Here is a 14,881-nt window from a genome sequence, read left to right on the forward strand (position 1 = left end):
TCGTTGTAGGAACATAACACAACCATGCTGGATGTCATTATTATTCTCTCATTTATCTTGGCAGTGGCGGGGATAGGTTATTTCAGCACTGATCTACTCCCCCCAGGTACTCTCACTGGAGTTACCAATTTAGATGCCTTACGCTTAATTCTAGCCGTGTTTGCTGCCATTATTGGTGGTGCAGTCGGGCTGAGTTTCCAGACTACATACCGTCGTCTAGAGTCGCAAGTTCGGGAAATGCCTCTAGAAGTTATTTTAACCCGTGCCATTGGTTTAGTAATTGGGCTATTACTCGCCAATCTCATGTTAGCGCCGCTATTTTTATTACCCATTCCCTCAGATTTTGGCTTTATCAAACCTCTTGTCGCTGTTGTTGGTAGTATCATCCTCTCTGTGACAGGGATGAATTTGGCAGATACTCACGGACGAGGTTTGTTAAGGTTAATTAACCCCAATACTGTTGAAAGCATGGTGGTGGAAGGAACTCTCAAACCTGCCAACACCAAAGTTTTAGATACTAGCTGCATTATAGATGGACGCATTGAAACATTACTAGAAACAGGATTTTTAGAAGGTTTAATTCTTGTCCCTCAATTTGTTTTACAAGAATTACAACAAGTGGCTGATGCGAGTAAGGATCAAAAGCGGGTGAGAGGAAGAAGAGGACTAGAAATTCTCAACCGCATTCGGGAAATTTATCCAGAACGCATTTTAATTAACCCTGTAGACTATGAAGACACTCCTACTGTTGATGCTAAATTAGTCCGTTTTGCTCAAGAAATCAATGGGACATTACTTACCAATGATTACAATTTATCTAAAGTCGCCAGTGTACAAAAAGTCCCAGTTTTGAATGTTCACGATTTAGTAAATGCCGTCCGTCCGACCTATTTACCTGGTGATAATCTGGATTTGAAAATTCTCAAAGAAGGAAAAGAACCAACTCAAGGCATTGGCTATTTAGATGATGGAACAATGGTAGTAGTTGAAGAAGGTAGAGGTTATGTCGGTGGTGAATTGCGAGTAGTAGTTACCAGCGCCTTACAAACCTCCGCTGGGAGGATGATTTTTGCCAAACCCCAAGCTTCCGCCTTAGCGTAAGGAATATGGCACGGAAAAATCGAGTTAAACTATGTAATCGGTGTGGGGAAACTGCACCGATCTTATATAGGGTTAAATATCTAGTACAGGTCGGCGGAAATAAATAGACCATTCCAAACTACTGGAAAGCTCATTGTATATTCGTTTTGACTTTTGACTTTTGACTTTTGACTTTTGACGAACGCGAAGCGGTACTAGAAGGGGGGACTGGATTTTTGTTTATTCTCAATCTTGGTCTTCTGTAAGCAACAATAATTTATTTTATGTTTATGGTGGAACTTGGAAATCAAGTTTCATGATTGCCTGAGTGTCAGATGGTTGATATTCTCTGACTATCATTGTTTTGTTTGCACAGGTTTGATATTTTTGGCTTTATAAAATGTTTCTAAACTATCAGTATCGCCTACAAAACGCCAATGCCAAGGTTCATAACTGACACCTTGAAGATTATCTTTAGGAAAGGAAATTTCAAAACTAAACTTGGCCGCATTAGCTTGTAACCACTGATAAGCTTTGGTATTATCAAAATTCGCTTGAAGGTTTGTGGCTGGGACTGTGCGATCGCCAATATCCACCGCATAACCTGTATGATGTTCACTATGATTTGGTGGTGCGCTCAGGGCGGCTCTTTCTGCCGGAGTTTGATTACGCTGTGCGCTTACACCGAAAAACAACTGCTTTTGCTCCTGTACAGAACGAAAACCAGAAAGTGGCACTAAATTTACACCTGCACTTCTAGCAGCTTGTACCATTGCTTGAAACTTAACAGCAGCAGCTTTTCGCATTTTGATTCTACCGTCACTAGTAATTGGGGCTAATTCTGATGCTGGTGCTTCTGAGTAAGGAAAATGTCCCAACACTGTATCATTATCATTATCACTAACTGGAGTATTGGTAGCTACAGGTGTAGAACTAATTGGTGTAGCTAGAGAATTAGCAGTTGGCTTAGGTGTCGTCAACGAGAACAAAAAACCACTAGTCACAGCCAGCAGCAAAAATCCTGTTAATCCACCTATAATGAAAATCACAGGTTGGACTTTGATCTTACTTCCTGCATCATTTGTATCGCGTAAAGCTACTGGGATATCATCACCAGAGAGAGGGTAGGAATTGTGCGGTTTTTTAGGAAACCCAGCTTTATTCAAGTTTTTGCTCCTGTTTGTGTTTAATAGTTATTAAAGAAGAAAAGAGTTTTTTTAATTCTTAATTTTGAATTATGGTGTAATTTTGATAAATCTTTTAGAACTATATATCAAGTTAGTGGGATTAATCCTAGTGGGATTTATACTGGGACGTAAACTGCCTAATAATACTTCGACTTACGTAGGTCAGTTTCTCTATTGCGTGGGAGTACCCATCAGTATTATTGGTTTTTTAATACAAACAGATTTATCAGGACAGATTTGGATTGCACCGATAATAGCTCATTTTGCCATCTTTTTGGGGGCATTATTAGCTTGGTTAAGAATCAAAGCCCAAGCCTATCTTACTCATTCAGTTCCCCCCGCTACAACTCAAGGTAGTTTGATTCTAGCAGCAATGGTAGGTAATACAGGTTATCTGGGTTTTCCCATTACTTTAGCAATGGTAGGTAAAGAATATTTTGCCTGGGCTTTATTTTACGATATGTTGGGTTCGCTGTTTGGAGCTTATGGTTTAGGTGTGTTTCTTGCTGCTAAGTTTGGTAATAATATCCAAAATCAGATGCAAATAGCAAAGGTAATTTTGATTAATCCGGCTTTATGGAGTTTTGGATTTGGCTTATTATTGCATCAAGTTACCCTTCCCTCCCCAGTGGTATTTTGTTTGGAGAAATTGGCTTGGGGTGCAGTTGCCTTATCTTTGATGTTAATTGGTATGAGACTTTCCCAACTAAAATCTTGGCGAAAATTACCAGAAGCAGGAAGTAGTGTGTTCATTAAAATGCTATTAGTGCCGATGATTTTAGGTAGTATGCTATCGCTGTTTGGGGTGACAGGTAATGCAGCACAGGTGATAGTTTTGCAAATGGGTATGCCTCCAGCTTTGGCTACTTTGGTAATAGCAGAAACCTTTGATTTGGATAGAGATTTGGCTGTTACTGCTTTAGCTATGGGGATGATAGTTTTGTTGTTTACTCTTCCTGTTTGGTTATGGTTGTTTTGAAAATAAGTATCTTACCTGTACCCAATTCTGGGATGATGTATTAAAAACAATTCTAATCGCTCAATGCCTAAGCCGAATACCACAGCCCAAAAGACTCAAATCATTGAAGTTTTGACACGGGATTATTTTCCGATGATCCCTCAACTTCAGAGAAATTGGACACCAGAACAACATTATAAAAATCGTTTAAGTCGTTCTTTGGCTGCATTTGCGATCGCTAATCTTGCTGATCTTACTCCTTCTCAAGCTGCTCACTCGATTATCAATGGAGGAGATGATAATGGTATTGATGCAGTTTATTTTGATCGGGTTAATAATCGGCTTTGGTTAGTACAGGCTAAAGCGGGGAAAGCCCCAAATATGGGTGATAATAAGAAATTCTGTGATGGAATTAGGGATCTTGTCCATAAACGGTTTCAAAAATTTAATTCCAGTTTTTCACGCTTACAGCATGATGTTGAAGATGCTTTAGACAGAAATGGAGTCAAAATAGTTGGTTGTAATATATATTTAGATGAAAGTTTGGGTTCTCATGTAGTTAATGATCTCAATCAATTAGAAAATGAACTAAATAAGTTTGATTCGCGTTTTCAATGGCAAGATTTGAATATTAAAAATATTTATGGATGGTTGACAGCAAAACAAGAAAATGTACCTATTGAGGTTAAATTGACTTTAGAAAAATGGAATTGTTTAGAACAGCCCAGAAAAGCTTTTTATGGATTAGTGAATGCTGCTGAACTAGCAGATTTATATAAACAGCATAATAAATTATTATTCGAGAGAAATATCCGTTATTACCTGGGTACAGAAGATGTTAACCTAGCAATTGCTGAAACTGTTAAAGAACAACCATCAGAACTTTTTTATCTCAATAATGGATTAACTATTACTTGTGCAAAAGTTAGTTTACCATCTGGACACAATCAGGACTCAACTCAATTTACTTTAGAGGGGTTTTCGATAGTCAATGGAGCGCAAACAGTGGGATCTATTGCATCTGTATTTAATGACAATCGTGCAATATCTCCCAATGACAATCGTGCAATATCTCCCAATGCAAAATTATTAGTTACCATCATTGAAGTAGGCACACAATCAGATACTATAGGTATAGAAATTACCAAAGCGAGAAATACACAAAATACAGTCCGTGATATTTATTTTGCAGCATTAGATCCCAATCAGGAACGGTTGCGGCAAGAATGTATGGTATCAAATATTGTTTATCAATATCGTCCATCAGCAGATAATCAAGATGCTATTACCATTGAACAAGCTGCAATAGCACTTGCTTGTTTTAGTGGTAATGCTGAAATAATTGTTGCAGCTAAGAAAAACTTGAATCTTTTGTATAAGGATCATTATTCTACACTTTTTAGTAATGAACTTTCAGGAATTACACTTTGTCGTTATGTGCGTATATTTCAATATCTTGATCAGATTTTTGAAGATTCTCGCAAAGCAGAAACAGAAACTCGACGTAAAAATTTCTATCAACATGGTAGATTGTTTATATTAGATATTTTATCAAGACGCTATAAATCTCTAATCAATAAACCAGAAGTTAATTTATCTCAAGATTACTTGACTGAGTTTTCCAGAATTGGTATAGAAATTGCTGAGTTAATTTATACTCTTGCTGAATCTCAGTTTGCTAGTGATGAAAAGGGCTATCTTGCTATTTTTAGAAGTTTAACTGATGTTAAGTCTCTAACCAGTGCGGTGATGCAAGAATTGGCTAACAAGGATGCTTAGAAGATGTTGGGAAATTAGTAGATATGAAAAACCTAACCCCCCTACCCCCCTTCCCTACAAGGGAAGGGGGATTACCAAAAAATATTGAGTATTCATTTTTATTCTTTTTCCCTCTCCTTGTAGGAGAGGGTAAGGGAGAGGTTTTTTAATATTTAACATTTGAGATAAAAGCTAAACTAATTATGACTAAAAAACAGAGACTAGAACTTACATGGATTGGTAAAGAAATTCGCCCCAAATTAGAACCGCGAATTTTGCTGGAAGATTCTGAAAAATCTTATCATGCTACACATCGAGTCTGTGAAAATGATATTTTTGATAATCGTTTAATTCGTGGAGATAACTTATTAGCTCTCAAGGCTTTAGAACAGGAATTTACAGGAAAAGTTAAATGTATTTTTATTGATCCTCCCTATAATACTGGTAACGCATTTCCCAACTACTATGATGATGGTTTAGAGCATTCCCGTTGGCTTTCTTTAATGAAAGATCGTTTAGAAATTATCTATAAGTTATTATCAGAAGATGGATCTTTATGGATAACAATTGATGATAATGAAGCACATTATTTAAAAGTAATGTGTGATGAAATTTTTGGAAGGAACTGTTTCATCACTTCATTTATATGGAAAAAGGTGGATAGCCCTAATGATAATAAAGTTCCAATTACACCTGATCATGAATACGTTCTCTGTTTCGCTAAAAATCCCAACTTAGTTAAATTTAAACAGAAACCTGATGACTCAATTCTCGAAGCTTATAGAAACCTTGATTCAGAGTCAGATCGTCCCTACAAAGATCGATTATTAAAAAAGAATGGCAAAAGCAGTCTTAGATCAGATAGACCATCAATGTTTTTCCCTGTTATTGCACCTGATGGCACAGAAGTTTTCCCAATTCATGATGATGGTAGAGAAGCTTGCTGGGCAATGGGGAAAAAAGGGGTTGAAGATTTAGTAGCCAAAGGAAATTTAATTTGGAAACAGCGTGAACAAAACGGTATAAAGCGATGGATTCCATACACAAGAGAATTTGCACCAGACAACCCTTCTCGTCCATATCCAACAATTTGGAATGATTTGGATACTACAAGACAAACAAAAGCACACCAAAAGACGTTGTTTGGAGAAAATCAAGTATTTGATACACCAAAACCAGAAAATCTCATTTGCCGTATTTTACAAATGTCTACAGAAAGCGGTGATTTAGTATTAGATTCCTTTGCAGGTTCAGGAACAACAGGTGCAGTTGCACACAAAATGGGAAGACGCTGGATCATGATTGAACTAGGAGAACATTGTCATACCCATATCATTCCCCGACTTAAAAAAGTAATTGATGGCGAAGATCAAGGTGGCATTAGCAAAGCAGTAAACTGGAAAGCTGGCGGCGGATTTCGTTATTATCGCCTTGCACCATCACTGTTAGAAAAAGACAAATGGGGTAACTGGATTATTAATAAAGAATATAACCCCGCCATGTTAGCCGAAGCACTCTGCAAAATTGAAGGCTTTACATACTCACCATCAGATACATTTTATTGGCAACATGGTTATTCTACAGAACGAGATTTTATTTATGTCACTACCCAAAATCTCAGTCATGAACAATTATCTCAACTTGCTGATGAAGTAGGACAAGAACGCACATTATTAGTTTTATGTAGTGCTTTTCGTGGCAAAGTTGATACATTCCCAAATCTGACCATTAAAAAAATTCCTCAACAAATTCTTTCACGTTGTGAATGGGGACACGATGATTACAGTTTAAAAACTGAAAACCTGCCTAAAGCAACTCCAAAAATTGAACAACCATCACCACAAAAACCACAACAACAGCATATACAACAATCATTATTTTAGATGGATAACATACAATGAATAACATCGTTAATAACATTGCTAATCGTCTCAGTTTGCGCCCTCCGCAAAGACAATCATTAGAAATTTTGGATCGGGTTTGTGATATTTTGCCTATCAATGGACAATCAGATATAGAAACAAGTTTAGCGAAAATTCATCAACAATTCTACACAGTTACAGATTTTGAAAGGGAATTTCCATCACTATGTTTTGCACTAGCTACAGGTGTGGGTAAAACGCGATTAATGGGGGCTTTTATCAGCTACTTAAATCTAGTACACGGGATCAAGAATTTCTTTGTTTTAGCACCTAATTTAACAATTTATAATAAACTAATTACAGATTTTACACCTAATAATCCCAAATATGTATTTACAGGTATTTCTGAATTTGCAATCAATTCACCAATTATTATCACAGGTGAAAACTATGAAACCAATGCGAGAACAATTTTAGATCCACAAATTACTTGTAAAATCAATATTTTTAACATATCAAAAATTAATTCTGAAGTGCGCGGTGGTAAAAGTCCCAAAATCAAACGACTATCTGAATATATTGGTGAAAGTTATTTTGATTATCTTTCCCAGTTAAAAGACTTAGTAATTTTAATGGATGAATCCCACCGATATCGAGCATCAGCAGGAATTAGAGCAATTAATGAATTAAAACCATTAATGGGTTTAGAACTCACAGCTACACCTTCTGTAGAAACCAGTAAAAAACCTGTATATTTTAAAAATGTTATCTATGAATATTCTTTAGGAAAAGCAATTACAGATGGTTTTGTGAAAGATCCTGCGGTTGTTACTCGTAAAGACTTTAATCCTGCCAGTTTATCACCAGCAGCAATTGAACAAATCAAATTAGAAGATGGAATTTATTTACACGAAAATATTAAGGCTGAATTAAAAACCTATGCTTTGCAAACAGTAAAGCCAATTGTTAAACCTTTTATGCTAGTAATTGCCCGTGACACTACCCATGCTACACAACTTTTAGAAATGATTAAATCTGATGAATTTGCAGCAGGGTTCTATAAAGATAAAGTCATACAAGTTGATTCTAGTAAAACAGGCACTCAAGAAGATGAAATGGTAGAAAGATTGCTAAAAGTAGAACATCCAGATGAACCAACGGAAATAGTTATTCATGTGAATATGTTAAAAGAAGGTTGGGATGTTACTAACCTTTATACAATCGTACCATTAAGAGCCGCAAATTCGGAAATTTTGATTAAACAATCTATTGGTAGAGGATTACGTTTACCTTATGGAAAGCGTACAGGTATCACCATTGTAGATCGTTTAAATATTGTTGCCCATGACAAATTTCAAGAAATTGTGGAAGAAGCAAAACGCCCAGAATCAGAAATTAGATTGCAACAAATTATTCTCACATCTGAAGAGTTAGAAGAAAAAAACAAAACAGTAGTTTCACAGTCAAAACTTGCCCAAACTTTAGGAATGACGACGGAACAAAAGAGTGAAAAAAATATAACTGTCCCAGAAACAGAAAGCCAAAATATTCAAACGTCTATATTTGCATCTACCATAGAACAAAAAATTGCAAACCTGACTTACCAAGAGATTCAAAAGTTAGAAAGTCAGCCGGAAAAAGTACCAACTACATCCTATCTTTCAACACCAAAAGTTCAATCAATAGTGCGGGAAGCTGTAGCTAGAGAATATCAGCCGGAACAACTGGAAATTGAAGGTGTAAGCACACCACCAGATATTGCAGATATTGTGGCTAAAACCACTAATTTAGTTATTCAACAAACCATTGATATTCCCAAAATTATTGTTGTTCCCCAAAGGGAAGTAAAATCAGGTTTTAGGTCTTTTGCTTTAGATGTGACAGGTTTAAATTATCGTGTTCCATCCAAAAAAGAATTATATATCCAATCGTTAGCAACGGATGATTCTACATCTTTAGAAATCAAAACAGACGATTTTGAAGAATTTCAGTTAGAAAACTATATTGTCAAAAATTTAGTCAATTTTGATGATATTTGTTATGATGAAAATGCTGATTTACTTTATGATTTAGCAAGTCAGGTTATTAGTCATTTTCTCACTTACTTATCAGAAGAAGAGACACAGAAAGTTTTATCTGATAACCAAATCGAAATTGCTAACTTTGTCCATAACCAGATGATAAAACATTTCTGGGAAGATGATAAGGTTGAGTACAAATACGAAATTAGCAAAGGTTTTACAACCTTAAAAGAGAGTGCATATACCACAAATGCGAAGAATTATTTAAATTATAGAACCTCGCCTCCAGATAAAAGCAATATGTCCAAATATCTGTTTACAGGGTTTTCTAAATGCCTCTATAAAGAACAAAAATTTCAATCAGAAGCAGAAAGAGTATTATCTATAATTTTAGAACGAGATGCAATAAAATGGTTTAAACCAGCAAGAGGACAATTTCAGATTTATTACCAATGGGATGGAAATTATTTAGAATATCAACCCGATTTTGTAGCAGAAACAGCAGAAATTATCTATATGCTTGAACCCAAAAATCGAGAGGAAATAGATCATCCTCAAGTAGTTGCTAAGAAGAATGTAGCCGTTAAATGGTGTCAAAATGCCTCTAATTATATGCTACAACACAATGGAAAGCCTTGGGTTTATGTGTTGATACCCCATGATGCGATCGCCCAAAATATGACTCTCAAAGGATTAGGCGATGCCTTCGGCGAGCGCAGCTATCGCTTTCAAACAAAGTAACAGGTGATAAGAATTATCATCGTTGACTCATCTTTTTTGCTAGTTCGGAAGGACTGATAGATTCGTAATGTTCAAAAGGTTGATGAATCCAAGGATTATCAGCCAGATAATCAACGTGGTAGTCAGGAACAACAACTGAACAAGCTTTATACCAAATTACAGCGGTGCGAATTTCTTGAATGGGAAAATCATCATGTTTCTGTAGCCAGGGAACTGTTTGTTGAATAGTGATACCAGAGTCTACTAAATCATCTACTAGCAAAATCCGTGAACCTAAATTTCCGCTAGTCATGGTTAATTGATGAGAAATAATTAAATTACTCCTTTCATGTTTACCCGCGCCGCTGTAAGATGAAGTAGATAAAATTGCCAAGGGTTGATTGTATATGCGGGAGAGAATATCTCCTACTCGCAGTCCTCCTCTGGCTAAACAGACAATTTGGTTAAATTCCCAACCTGATTGATAAATCTTTACAGCCAGTTGTTCAATTTTGTGGTGATAATCTGACCAAGAAATGTAAAGGTCTGACATAAGACTAAAATAAGTGTGTTAATAATTGTTAATTATCTGTTGTCAATTGTCAATTCATAAGGGTGTAATTTATGGTTAAAGATAATTCTCATAATAACGGTTTTTACCAATCTCTGACCAGTGAAAAATTAGATTTTAAAACTAAATTAGCTTATGGGGCTGGAGATTTGGGTCCGGCGATTACTGCCAATATTGCTGTATTTTATCTGCTGGTTTTCTTTACCAATGTGGCAGGAATTCCAGCGGGTTTGGCAGGTAGTATTTTGATGATTGGCAAAATTTGGGATGGTATCAATGATCCTATGGTGGGAATGCTGACTGATAAAACCCAATCCCGCCGCTGGGGTCGTCGTTTACCTTGGCTTTTATATGGGGCAATTCCTTTTGGTTTTTTCTTTTTCTTGCAGTGGATTGTCCCCCAATTTAGTGCCGATAAAAGTGTTAATATTTGGTGTTTATTTTGGTATTATGTAGTAATTGGCATTGTCTCTCAGGCATTTTTTACTGTTGTGAATTTGCCCTATACAGCCATGACTCCTGAATTAACTCAGGATTACGATGAACGGACTAGTTTAAATAGTTTTCGGTTTACGTTTTCCATTGGTGGCAGTATTTTATCGTTGATTTTATCAAAAATTATTTTCTCACAAATTAGCGATCGCCAACAACAGTATCTAATTTTAGCGGCTGTGTGTACCGTGATTTCGGTTTTATCCTTGTATTGGTGCGTTTATGGGGTGCGCGATCGCATTTTGGCTTTTGAAGCTAAACGGATTTCTTTACCACAAGAAGCAGAAATTCCCTTTCTAGAACAGCTAAAAATTGTCTTTAGTAATAAACCTTTTCTGTTTGTAATTGCTATTTATCTTTTTTCTTGGTTAGGTGTGCAAATCACAGCCAGCATTATTCCTTATTTTGTCGTTAACTGCATGAAACTGAAAGAGGGAGATGTTCCCACAGTCATGATTGCAGTTCAGGGAACGGCTTTGTTTATGTTATTTATTTGGAGTTATTTAAGTAAAAAGATTGGCAAAAAAATCGTTTATTTCTTAGGAATGAGTTCCTGGATTATTGCTGCTGCTGGATTATTTTTCCTACAGCCAAATCAAATTGGTTTGATGTATGTTATGGCTATAATGGCAGGTGTGGGAGTTTCCACAGCTTATCTAATTCCTTGGTCTATGATACCTGATGTGATTGAATTAGATGAATTGCAAACAGGACAACGCCGCGAAGGTATTTTCTATGGTTTCATGGTGTTATTGCAAAAATTTGGTTTAGCTTTTGGGCTATTTTTGGTCGGTAATACTTTACAAGCCTATGGTTTTAAAGAAGCTGTGGCTGGACAAAGTTCTTTACCCATACAACCTGAATCTGCACTTTTAGCCATTCGTATCGCCGTTGGACCCATACCAACTGTTTGTTTAATTGCAGGTTTGATTTTAGTTTACTTCTATCCTATTACTCGTGAGATTCATGCAGAAATGATACTAAAACTGCAAGAACAACGAGAAAATAAATAAACACAACTGTTACGTATAGAACTCATATACAGCAATCCTAAATAAGATATGAACACCTCTTTTTCTCTACCTCTGCGGTCTCTGTCTATGTGCATTGGCCAATATGCGGTTTTTCAAGAAACTTCCCGTCAAGAAGTTGTCAGATTACAAGCGGGTGCGGAAGATACACTTCATGCGTGGAAAAAGATTTAAAAGTTCTATACCAGCGGGTAAACAATAGTGAACAGAGTAGAAAATTTTTTGGTGGGCAACACCCACGTTAGAAGGTGTTTGAAAAGTATTTAGATGAAACCGATAATCTCCAAAAACCTAACTACCCTGCCCCCTTCCCTACGTTAGCGCAGCGTGCCGAAGGAAGGGGGGTTTCAAAGCCTCTCTCCGCTTCGGGGAGAGGTTTGGAGAGGGGTTTGTTTATACATTAAAAACTTTTCAAACATCCTCTTACATAATATTGCAAAAATCAAATATTATTTCCATCTAAATTATCTCTTCGATGTTATAATTAATTTTAAGTTAGATGATCAATAAGTAAATCTCTCCAAACAAATACTAGAGAAAAAACCATGACATCATCTCTTTATGAAACAGATCACAACCAATGGACACAAGATACTATCCAATACATTCAAAACCGTAATTTTGACAGCATAGATTGGGATAGCTTAATCGAAGAACTAGAAATTATGGGAAAAAACGACAAACGCGCCATAATTAGTCTGTTGACCCGTGTTCTAGAACATCTACTAAAATTGTCTTACTGGGAATCTGAAAAAACAAGATCCGGTAATCACTGGGCTGCGGAAATTGTCAACTTTCGCGCCCAAATTCAAGGGCGTTTGGAAGATAGTCCTAGCCTTTATTCTCAATTACAAACGTTCTACGAAAAAGCTCATCCCGTCGCTATCAAGTCCGTTTCTAAGTTATGTCCACTTCCCCCAGATGCTCACATTAGCCTCTTGCAAGCCCTAGATGACAACTGGTTTCCGAATGACATCTCAAATGATTAAATATCACAGTATTCAACAGCAGAGACAGATACAATTGATATAATGAACCTTACACAAGAACAACTAAAACTCAAATTAACACAGGCTTTAGTGGCTGCTTTTGGTACAGATTATACTAATACAGATCCAATTTTGGTTTCTGCCAGTAATCCTAAATTTGGTGACTATCAAGCTAATGTGGCTTTATCCCTGAGTAAAAAGTTAGGAAAGCAACCCAGAATTATCGCTGCGGAAATCGTCAGTAAATTAGATGTATCTGATATTTGTGAACCTCCAGAAATCGCTGGTCCTGGTTTTATTAACCTCAAATTACAAACGTCCTACTTAGAAGCACAACTTAACGCGATTCAAATAGATGCTAGATTGGGAATACCCACAGCGAAAAATCCCCAAAAGCAAATTGTTGATTTTTCCAGTCCGAATATTGCTAAAGAAATGCACGTTGGCCATTTACGTTCTACTATTATTGGTGATTCTATTGCCCGGATTTTAGAATTTTGTGGTCATGATGTTTTGCGGTTAAATCATGTTGGTGATTGGGGTACACAATTTGGGATGTTAATTACTCATCTTGTTGATTGTTATCCCGATCTACAGGGTATTATCTTTATGGAAACTCCTCTAGGCAACTATTTACTTGGTGATGTAAATATAGGAGACTTGGTTGAGTTCTATAGAGAGTCTAAGAAGAAATTTGATAACGATGAAGAATTTCGAGAAAGATCCCGAAAAGCAGTAGTAAGCCTACAATCCGGGGATAAATTCACAAAAGACGCATGGGATCTTCTTTGTGAGGCTTCTCGACAAGAATTTAAAATCATTTATGATTTACTGAATATCAAATTAATAGAAAGAGGTGAATCTTTTTATAATCCCTTATTACCAAAGGTTGTGGAAGATTTAGCAACAACGGGATTATTAGAAGAAAGTCAAGGGGCAAAATGTGTTTTCTTGGATGGTTTTACTAATAGAGAAGGTGATCCTTTACCCTTAATTGTCCAAAAAACTGACGGTGGTTATAACTACGCAACTACAGATTTAGCTGCACTAGGTTATCGCATTCAAGAAGATAAAGCCAAGCGAATTGTTTATGTGACAGACGAAGGACAATCTAACCACTTTGCCCAATTTTTCCAAGTCGCAAGAAAGGCAAATTGGATTCCTGATGATGTGGAATTAGTTCATGTTCCTTTTGGGTTAGTGTTAGGTGAAGATGGGAAAAAATTTAAAACTCGTTCTGGGGATACTGTGCGGTTACGCGATTTGTTAGATGAAGCAATTAACCGCGCTCGTGCAGACATAGAAAATAGATTACAAGAAGATGGACGCACAGAAACAGAAGAATTTATTCAAAATGTCGCAGAAGTTGTGGGAATTAGTGCGGTTAAATATGCAGATTTAAGCCAAAATCGCACCAGTAGTTATGTCTTTAGTTATGACAAAATGTTATCTCTAAAGGGCAATACAGCCCCTTATCTTCTCTATGCTTATGTGAGAATTCAAGGTATTAGTCGTCAAGGGAATATTGATTTTACTAACTTGGGAATAAATCGCCAAATCTTGCTGAAAGAAGATGCAGAATTAACTTTAGCTAAACATCTACTGCAACTTGATGAGGTAATTAAGGAAGTAGAACAGGATTTATTACCAAATCGTTTGTGTGATTATTTGTATCAACTCAGCGATAAGTTTAACAAGTTCTATGAAAATTGCCCTGTTCTCAAATCTGAAGAACCTGCTAGAACTTCGCGGTTAATGTTATGTGATTTAACTGCAAAAACTCTGAAGTTGGGATTATCTTTGTTGGGAATTAAGGTTTTAGAAAGGATGTAACCCACATTCCGAACTTCATTTTGTAATACACCAAGATTACCAATATAGGGCTAATAATAGTCAGATAGCGATTCCTACGGAGCGCTTCGCTATCGCATTACCACCAGGAAAAATCAGGATTAATATTTAATAAAACTATCCTAATTTAGTAACATTTTTTGAAGCATAAGTATGTGACACTTTGAAGTGCGGAATGCCGGTTTACGTAATAAATAAAGGATGTTCAATGGACATCTCCAGAAATTAAATATGCGTATCCTAGTACCGCCGTAAGTAATCGAACAAAATTAATTACACAGAAATCTGGGCTGAAATCCTTAAATGGCAAAGAATTCGTAAATCATCAATGTATAATTAATTTTATCGCGGTACTTATTGC

The 14,881-nt window shown here is 36.4% G+C and carries 11 protein-coding genes; 9 read left to right on the forward strand and 2 right to left on the reverse strand.

The genetic code is table 11. The annotated features are described in order from the left end of the window. Positions 1 to 24: 24 nt before the first annotated feature. Entirely contained in the window at positions 25 to 1,101 is a 1,077-nt protein-coding gene (locus tag CA730_RS01530) for a PIN/TRAM domain-containing protein (protein WP_096663094.1), read from the forward strand. Positions 1,102 to 1,436: 335 nt separating this feature from the next. Here the strand turns inward: CA730_RS01530 and CA730_RS01535 are convergent, their stop codons facing one another. Then, positions 1,437 to 2,246, reverse strand: a complete 810-nt coding sequence (locus tag CA730_RS01535; RefSeq protein ID WP_096663097.1) for a M15 family metallopeptidase — start codon at positions 2,244 to 2,246, stop codon at positions 1,437 to 1,439. 82 nt (positions 2,247 to 2,328) lie between these two features. Here CA730_RS01535 and CA730_RS01540 point away from each other — a divergent pair, with 82 nt between their 5' ends. The 4 genes from CA730_RS01540 to CA730_RS01555 all read left to right on the forward strand — a co-directional run bounded on the left by CA730_RS01540 (position 2,329) and on the right by CA730_RS01555 (position 9,607). Then, positions 2,329 to 3,246, forward strand: a complete 918-nt coding sequence (locus tag CA730_RS01540; RefSeq protein WP_096671201.1) for an AEC family transporter — start codon at positions 2,329 to 2,331, stop codon at positions 3,244 to 3,246. A 63-nt stretch (positions 3,247 to 3,309) separates the two neighbouring features. Then, a complete protein-coding gene (locus tag CA730_RS01545; protein ID WP_096663099.1) occupies positions 3,310 to 5,004 on the forward strand; it encodes an AIPR family protein in 1,695 nt (564 codons plus the stop codon). 182 nt (positions 5,005 to 5,186) lie between these two features. Further along, positions 5,187 to 6,866 carry a site-specific DNA-methyltransferase gene (locus CA730_RS01550; protein ID WP_096663102.1) on the forward strand — a complete coding sequence of 560 codons (1,680 nt, stop codon included), beginning with the start codon at positions 5,187 to 5,189 and terminating at the stop codon, positions 6,864 to 6,866. Positions 6,867 to 6,880: 14 nt separating this feature from the next. Then, entirely contained in the window at positions 6,881 to 9,607 is a 2,727-nt protein-coding gene (locus tag CA730_RS01555; protein ID WP_096663105.1) for a DEAD/DEAH box helicase, read from the forward strand. Between the two features lie 16 nt (positions 9,608 to 9,623). On the opposite strand, the gene CA730_RS01560 is transcribed toward CA730_RS01555, so the two are convergent. Beyond that, positions 9,624 to 10,139, reverse strand: coding sequence for a phosphoribosyltransferase (locus CA730_RS01560; RefSeq protein ID WP_096663108.1), 516 nt, complete (start codon positions 10,137 to 10,139; stop codon positions 9,624 to 9,626). Positions 10,140 to 10,210: 71 nt separating this feature from the next. Here CA730_RS01560 and CA730_RS01565 point away from each other — a divergent pair, with 71 nt between their 5' ends. From CA730_RS01565 to argS, 4 genes are all read left to right on the forward strand, one after another. Further along, positions 10,211 to 11,662, forward strand: a complete 1,452-nt coding sequence (locus tag CA730_RS01565) for an MFS transporter (protein ID WP_096663111.1) — start codon at positions 10,211 to 10,213, stop codon at positions 11,660 to 11,662. A 48-nt stretch (positions 11,663 to 11,710) separates the two neighbouring features. After that, a complete protein-coding gene (locus tag CA730_RS24010; protein WP_157749893.1) occupies positions 11,711 to 11,854 on the forward strand; it encodes a hypothetical protein in 144 nt (47 codons plus the stop codon). A 371-nt stretch (positions 11,855 to 12,225) separates the two neighbouring features. Further along, positions 12,226 to 12,669 carry a DUF29 domain-containing protein gene (locus tag CA730_RS01570; protein ID WP_096663115.1) on the forward strand — a complete coding sequence of 148 codons (444 nt, stop codon included), beginning with the start codon at positions 12,226 to 12,228 and terminating at the stop codon, positions 12,667 to 12,669. Between the two features lie 42 nt (positions 12,670 to 12,711). Beyond that, positions 12,712 to 14,502 (forward strand): arginine--tRNA ligase, encoded by a 1,791-nt coding sequence (argS, locus tag CA730_RS01575; protein ID WP_096663118.1) that lies wholly within the window; start codon positions 12,712 to 12,714, stop codon positions 14,500 to 14,502. Positions 14,503 to 14,881: the final 379 nt, after the last annotated feature.

It is taken from the genome of Dolichospermum compactum NIES-806 (assembly GCF_002368115.1).
Lineage (GTDB): Bacteria > Cyanobacteriota > Cyanobacteriia > Cyanobacteriales > Nostocaceae > Dolichospermum > Dolichospermum compactum.

Coding starts and splice junctions, on each gene's coding strand:
- CA730_RS01570 (WP_096663115.1), top strand. CDS start 12,226: ATGACATCATCTCTTTATGAAACAGATCACAACCAATGGACACAAGAT.
- CA730_RS24010 (WP_157749893.1), top strand. CDS start 11,711: ATGAACACCTCTTTTTCTCTACCTCTGCGGTCTCTGTCTATGTGCATT.
- CA730_RS01550 (WP_096663102.1), top strand. CDS start 5,187: ATGACTAAAAAACAGAGACTAGAACTTACATGGATTGGTAAAGAAATT.
- argS (WP_096663118.1), top strand. CDS start 12,712: ATGAACCTTACACAAGAACAACTAAAACTCAAATTAACACAGGCTTTA.
- CA730_RS01560 (WP_096663108.1), bottom strand. CDS start 10,139: ATGTCAGACCTTTACATTTCTTGGTCAGATTATCACCACAAAATTGAA.
- CA730_RS01555 (WP_096663105.1), top strand. CDS start 6,881: ATGAATAACATCGTTAATAACATTGCTAATCGTCTCAGTTTGCGCCCT.
- CA730_RS01530 (WP_096663094.1), top strand. CDS start 25: ATGCTGGATGTCATTATTATTCTCTCATTTATCTTGGCAGTGGCGGGG.
- CA730_RS01565 (WP_096663111.1), top strand. CDS start 10,211: ATGGTTAAAGATAATTCTCATAATAACGGTTTTTACCAATCTCTGACC.
- CA730_RS01545 (WP_096663099.1), top strand. CDS start 3,310: ATGCCTAAGCCGAATACCACAGCCCAAAAGACTCAAATCATTGAAGTT.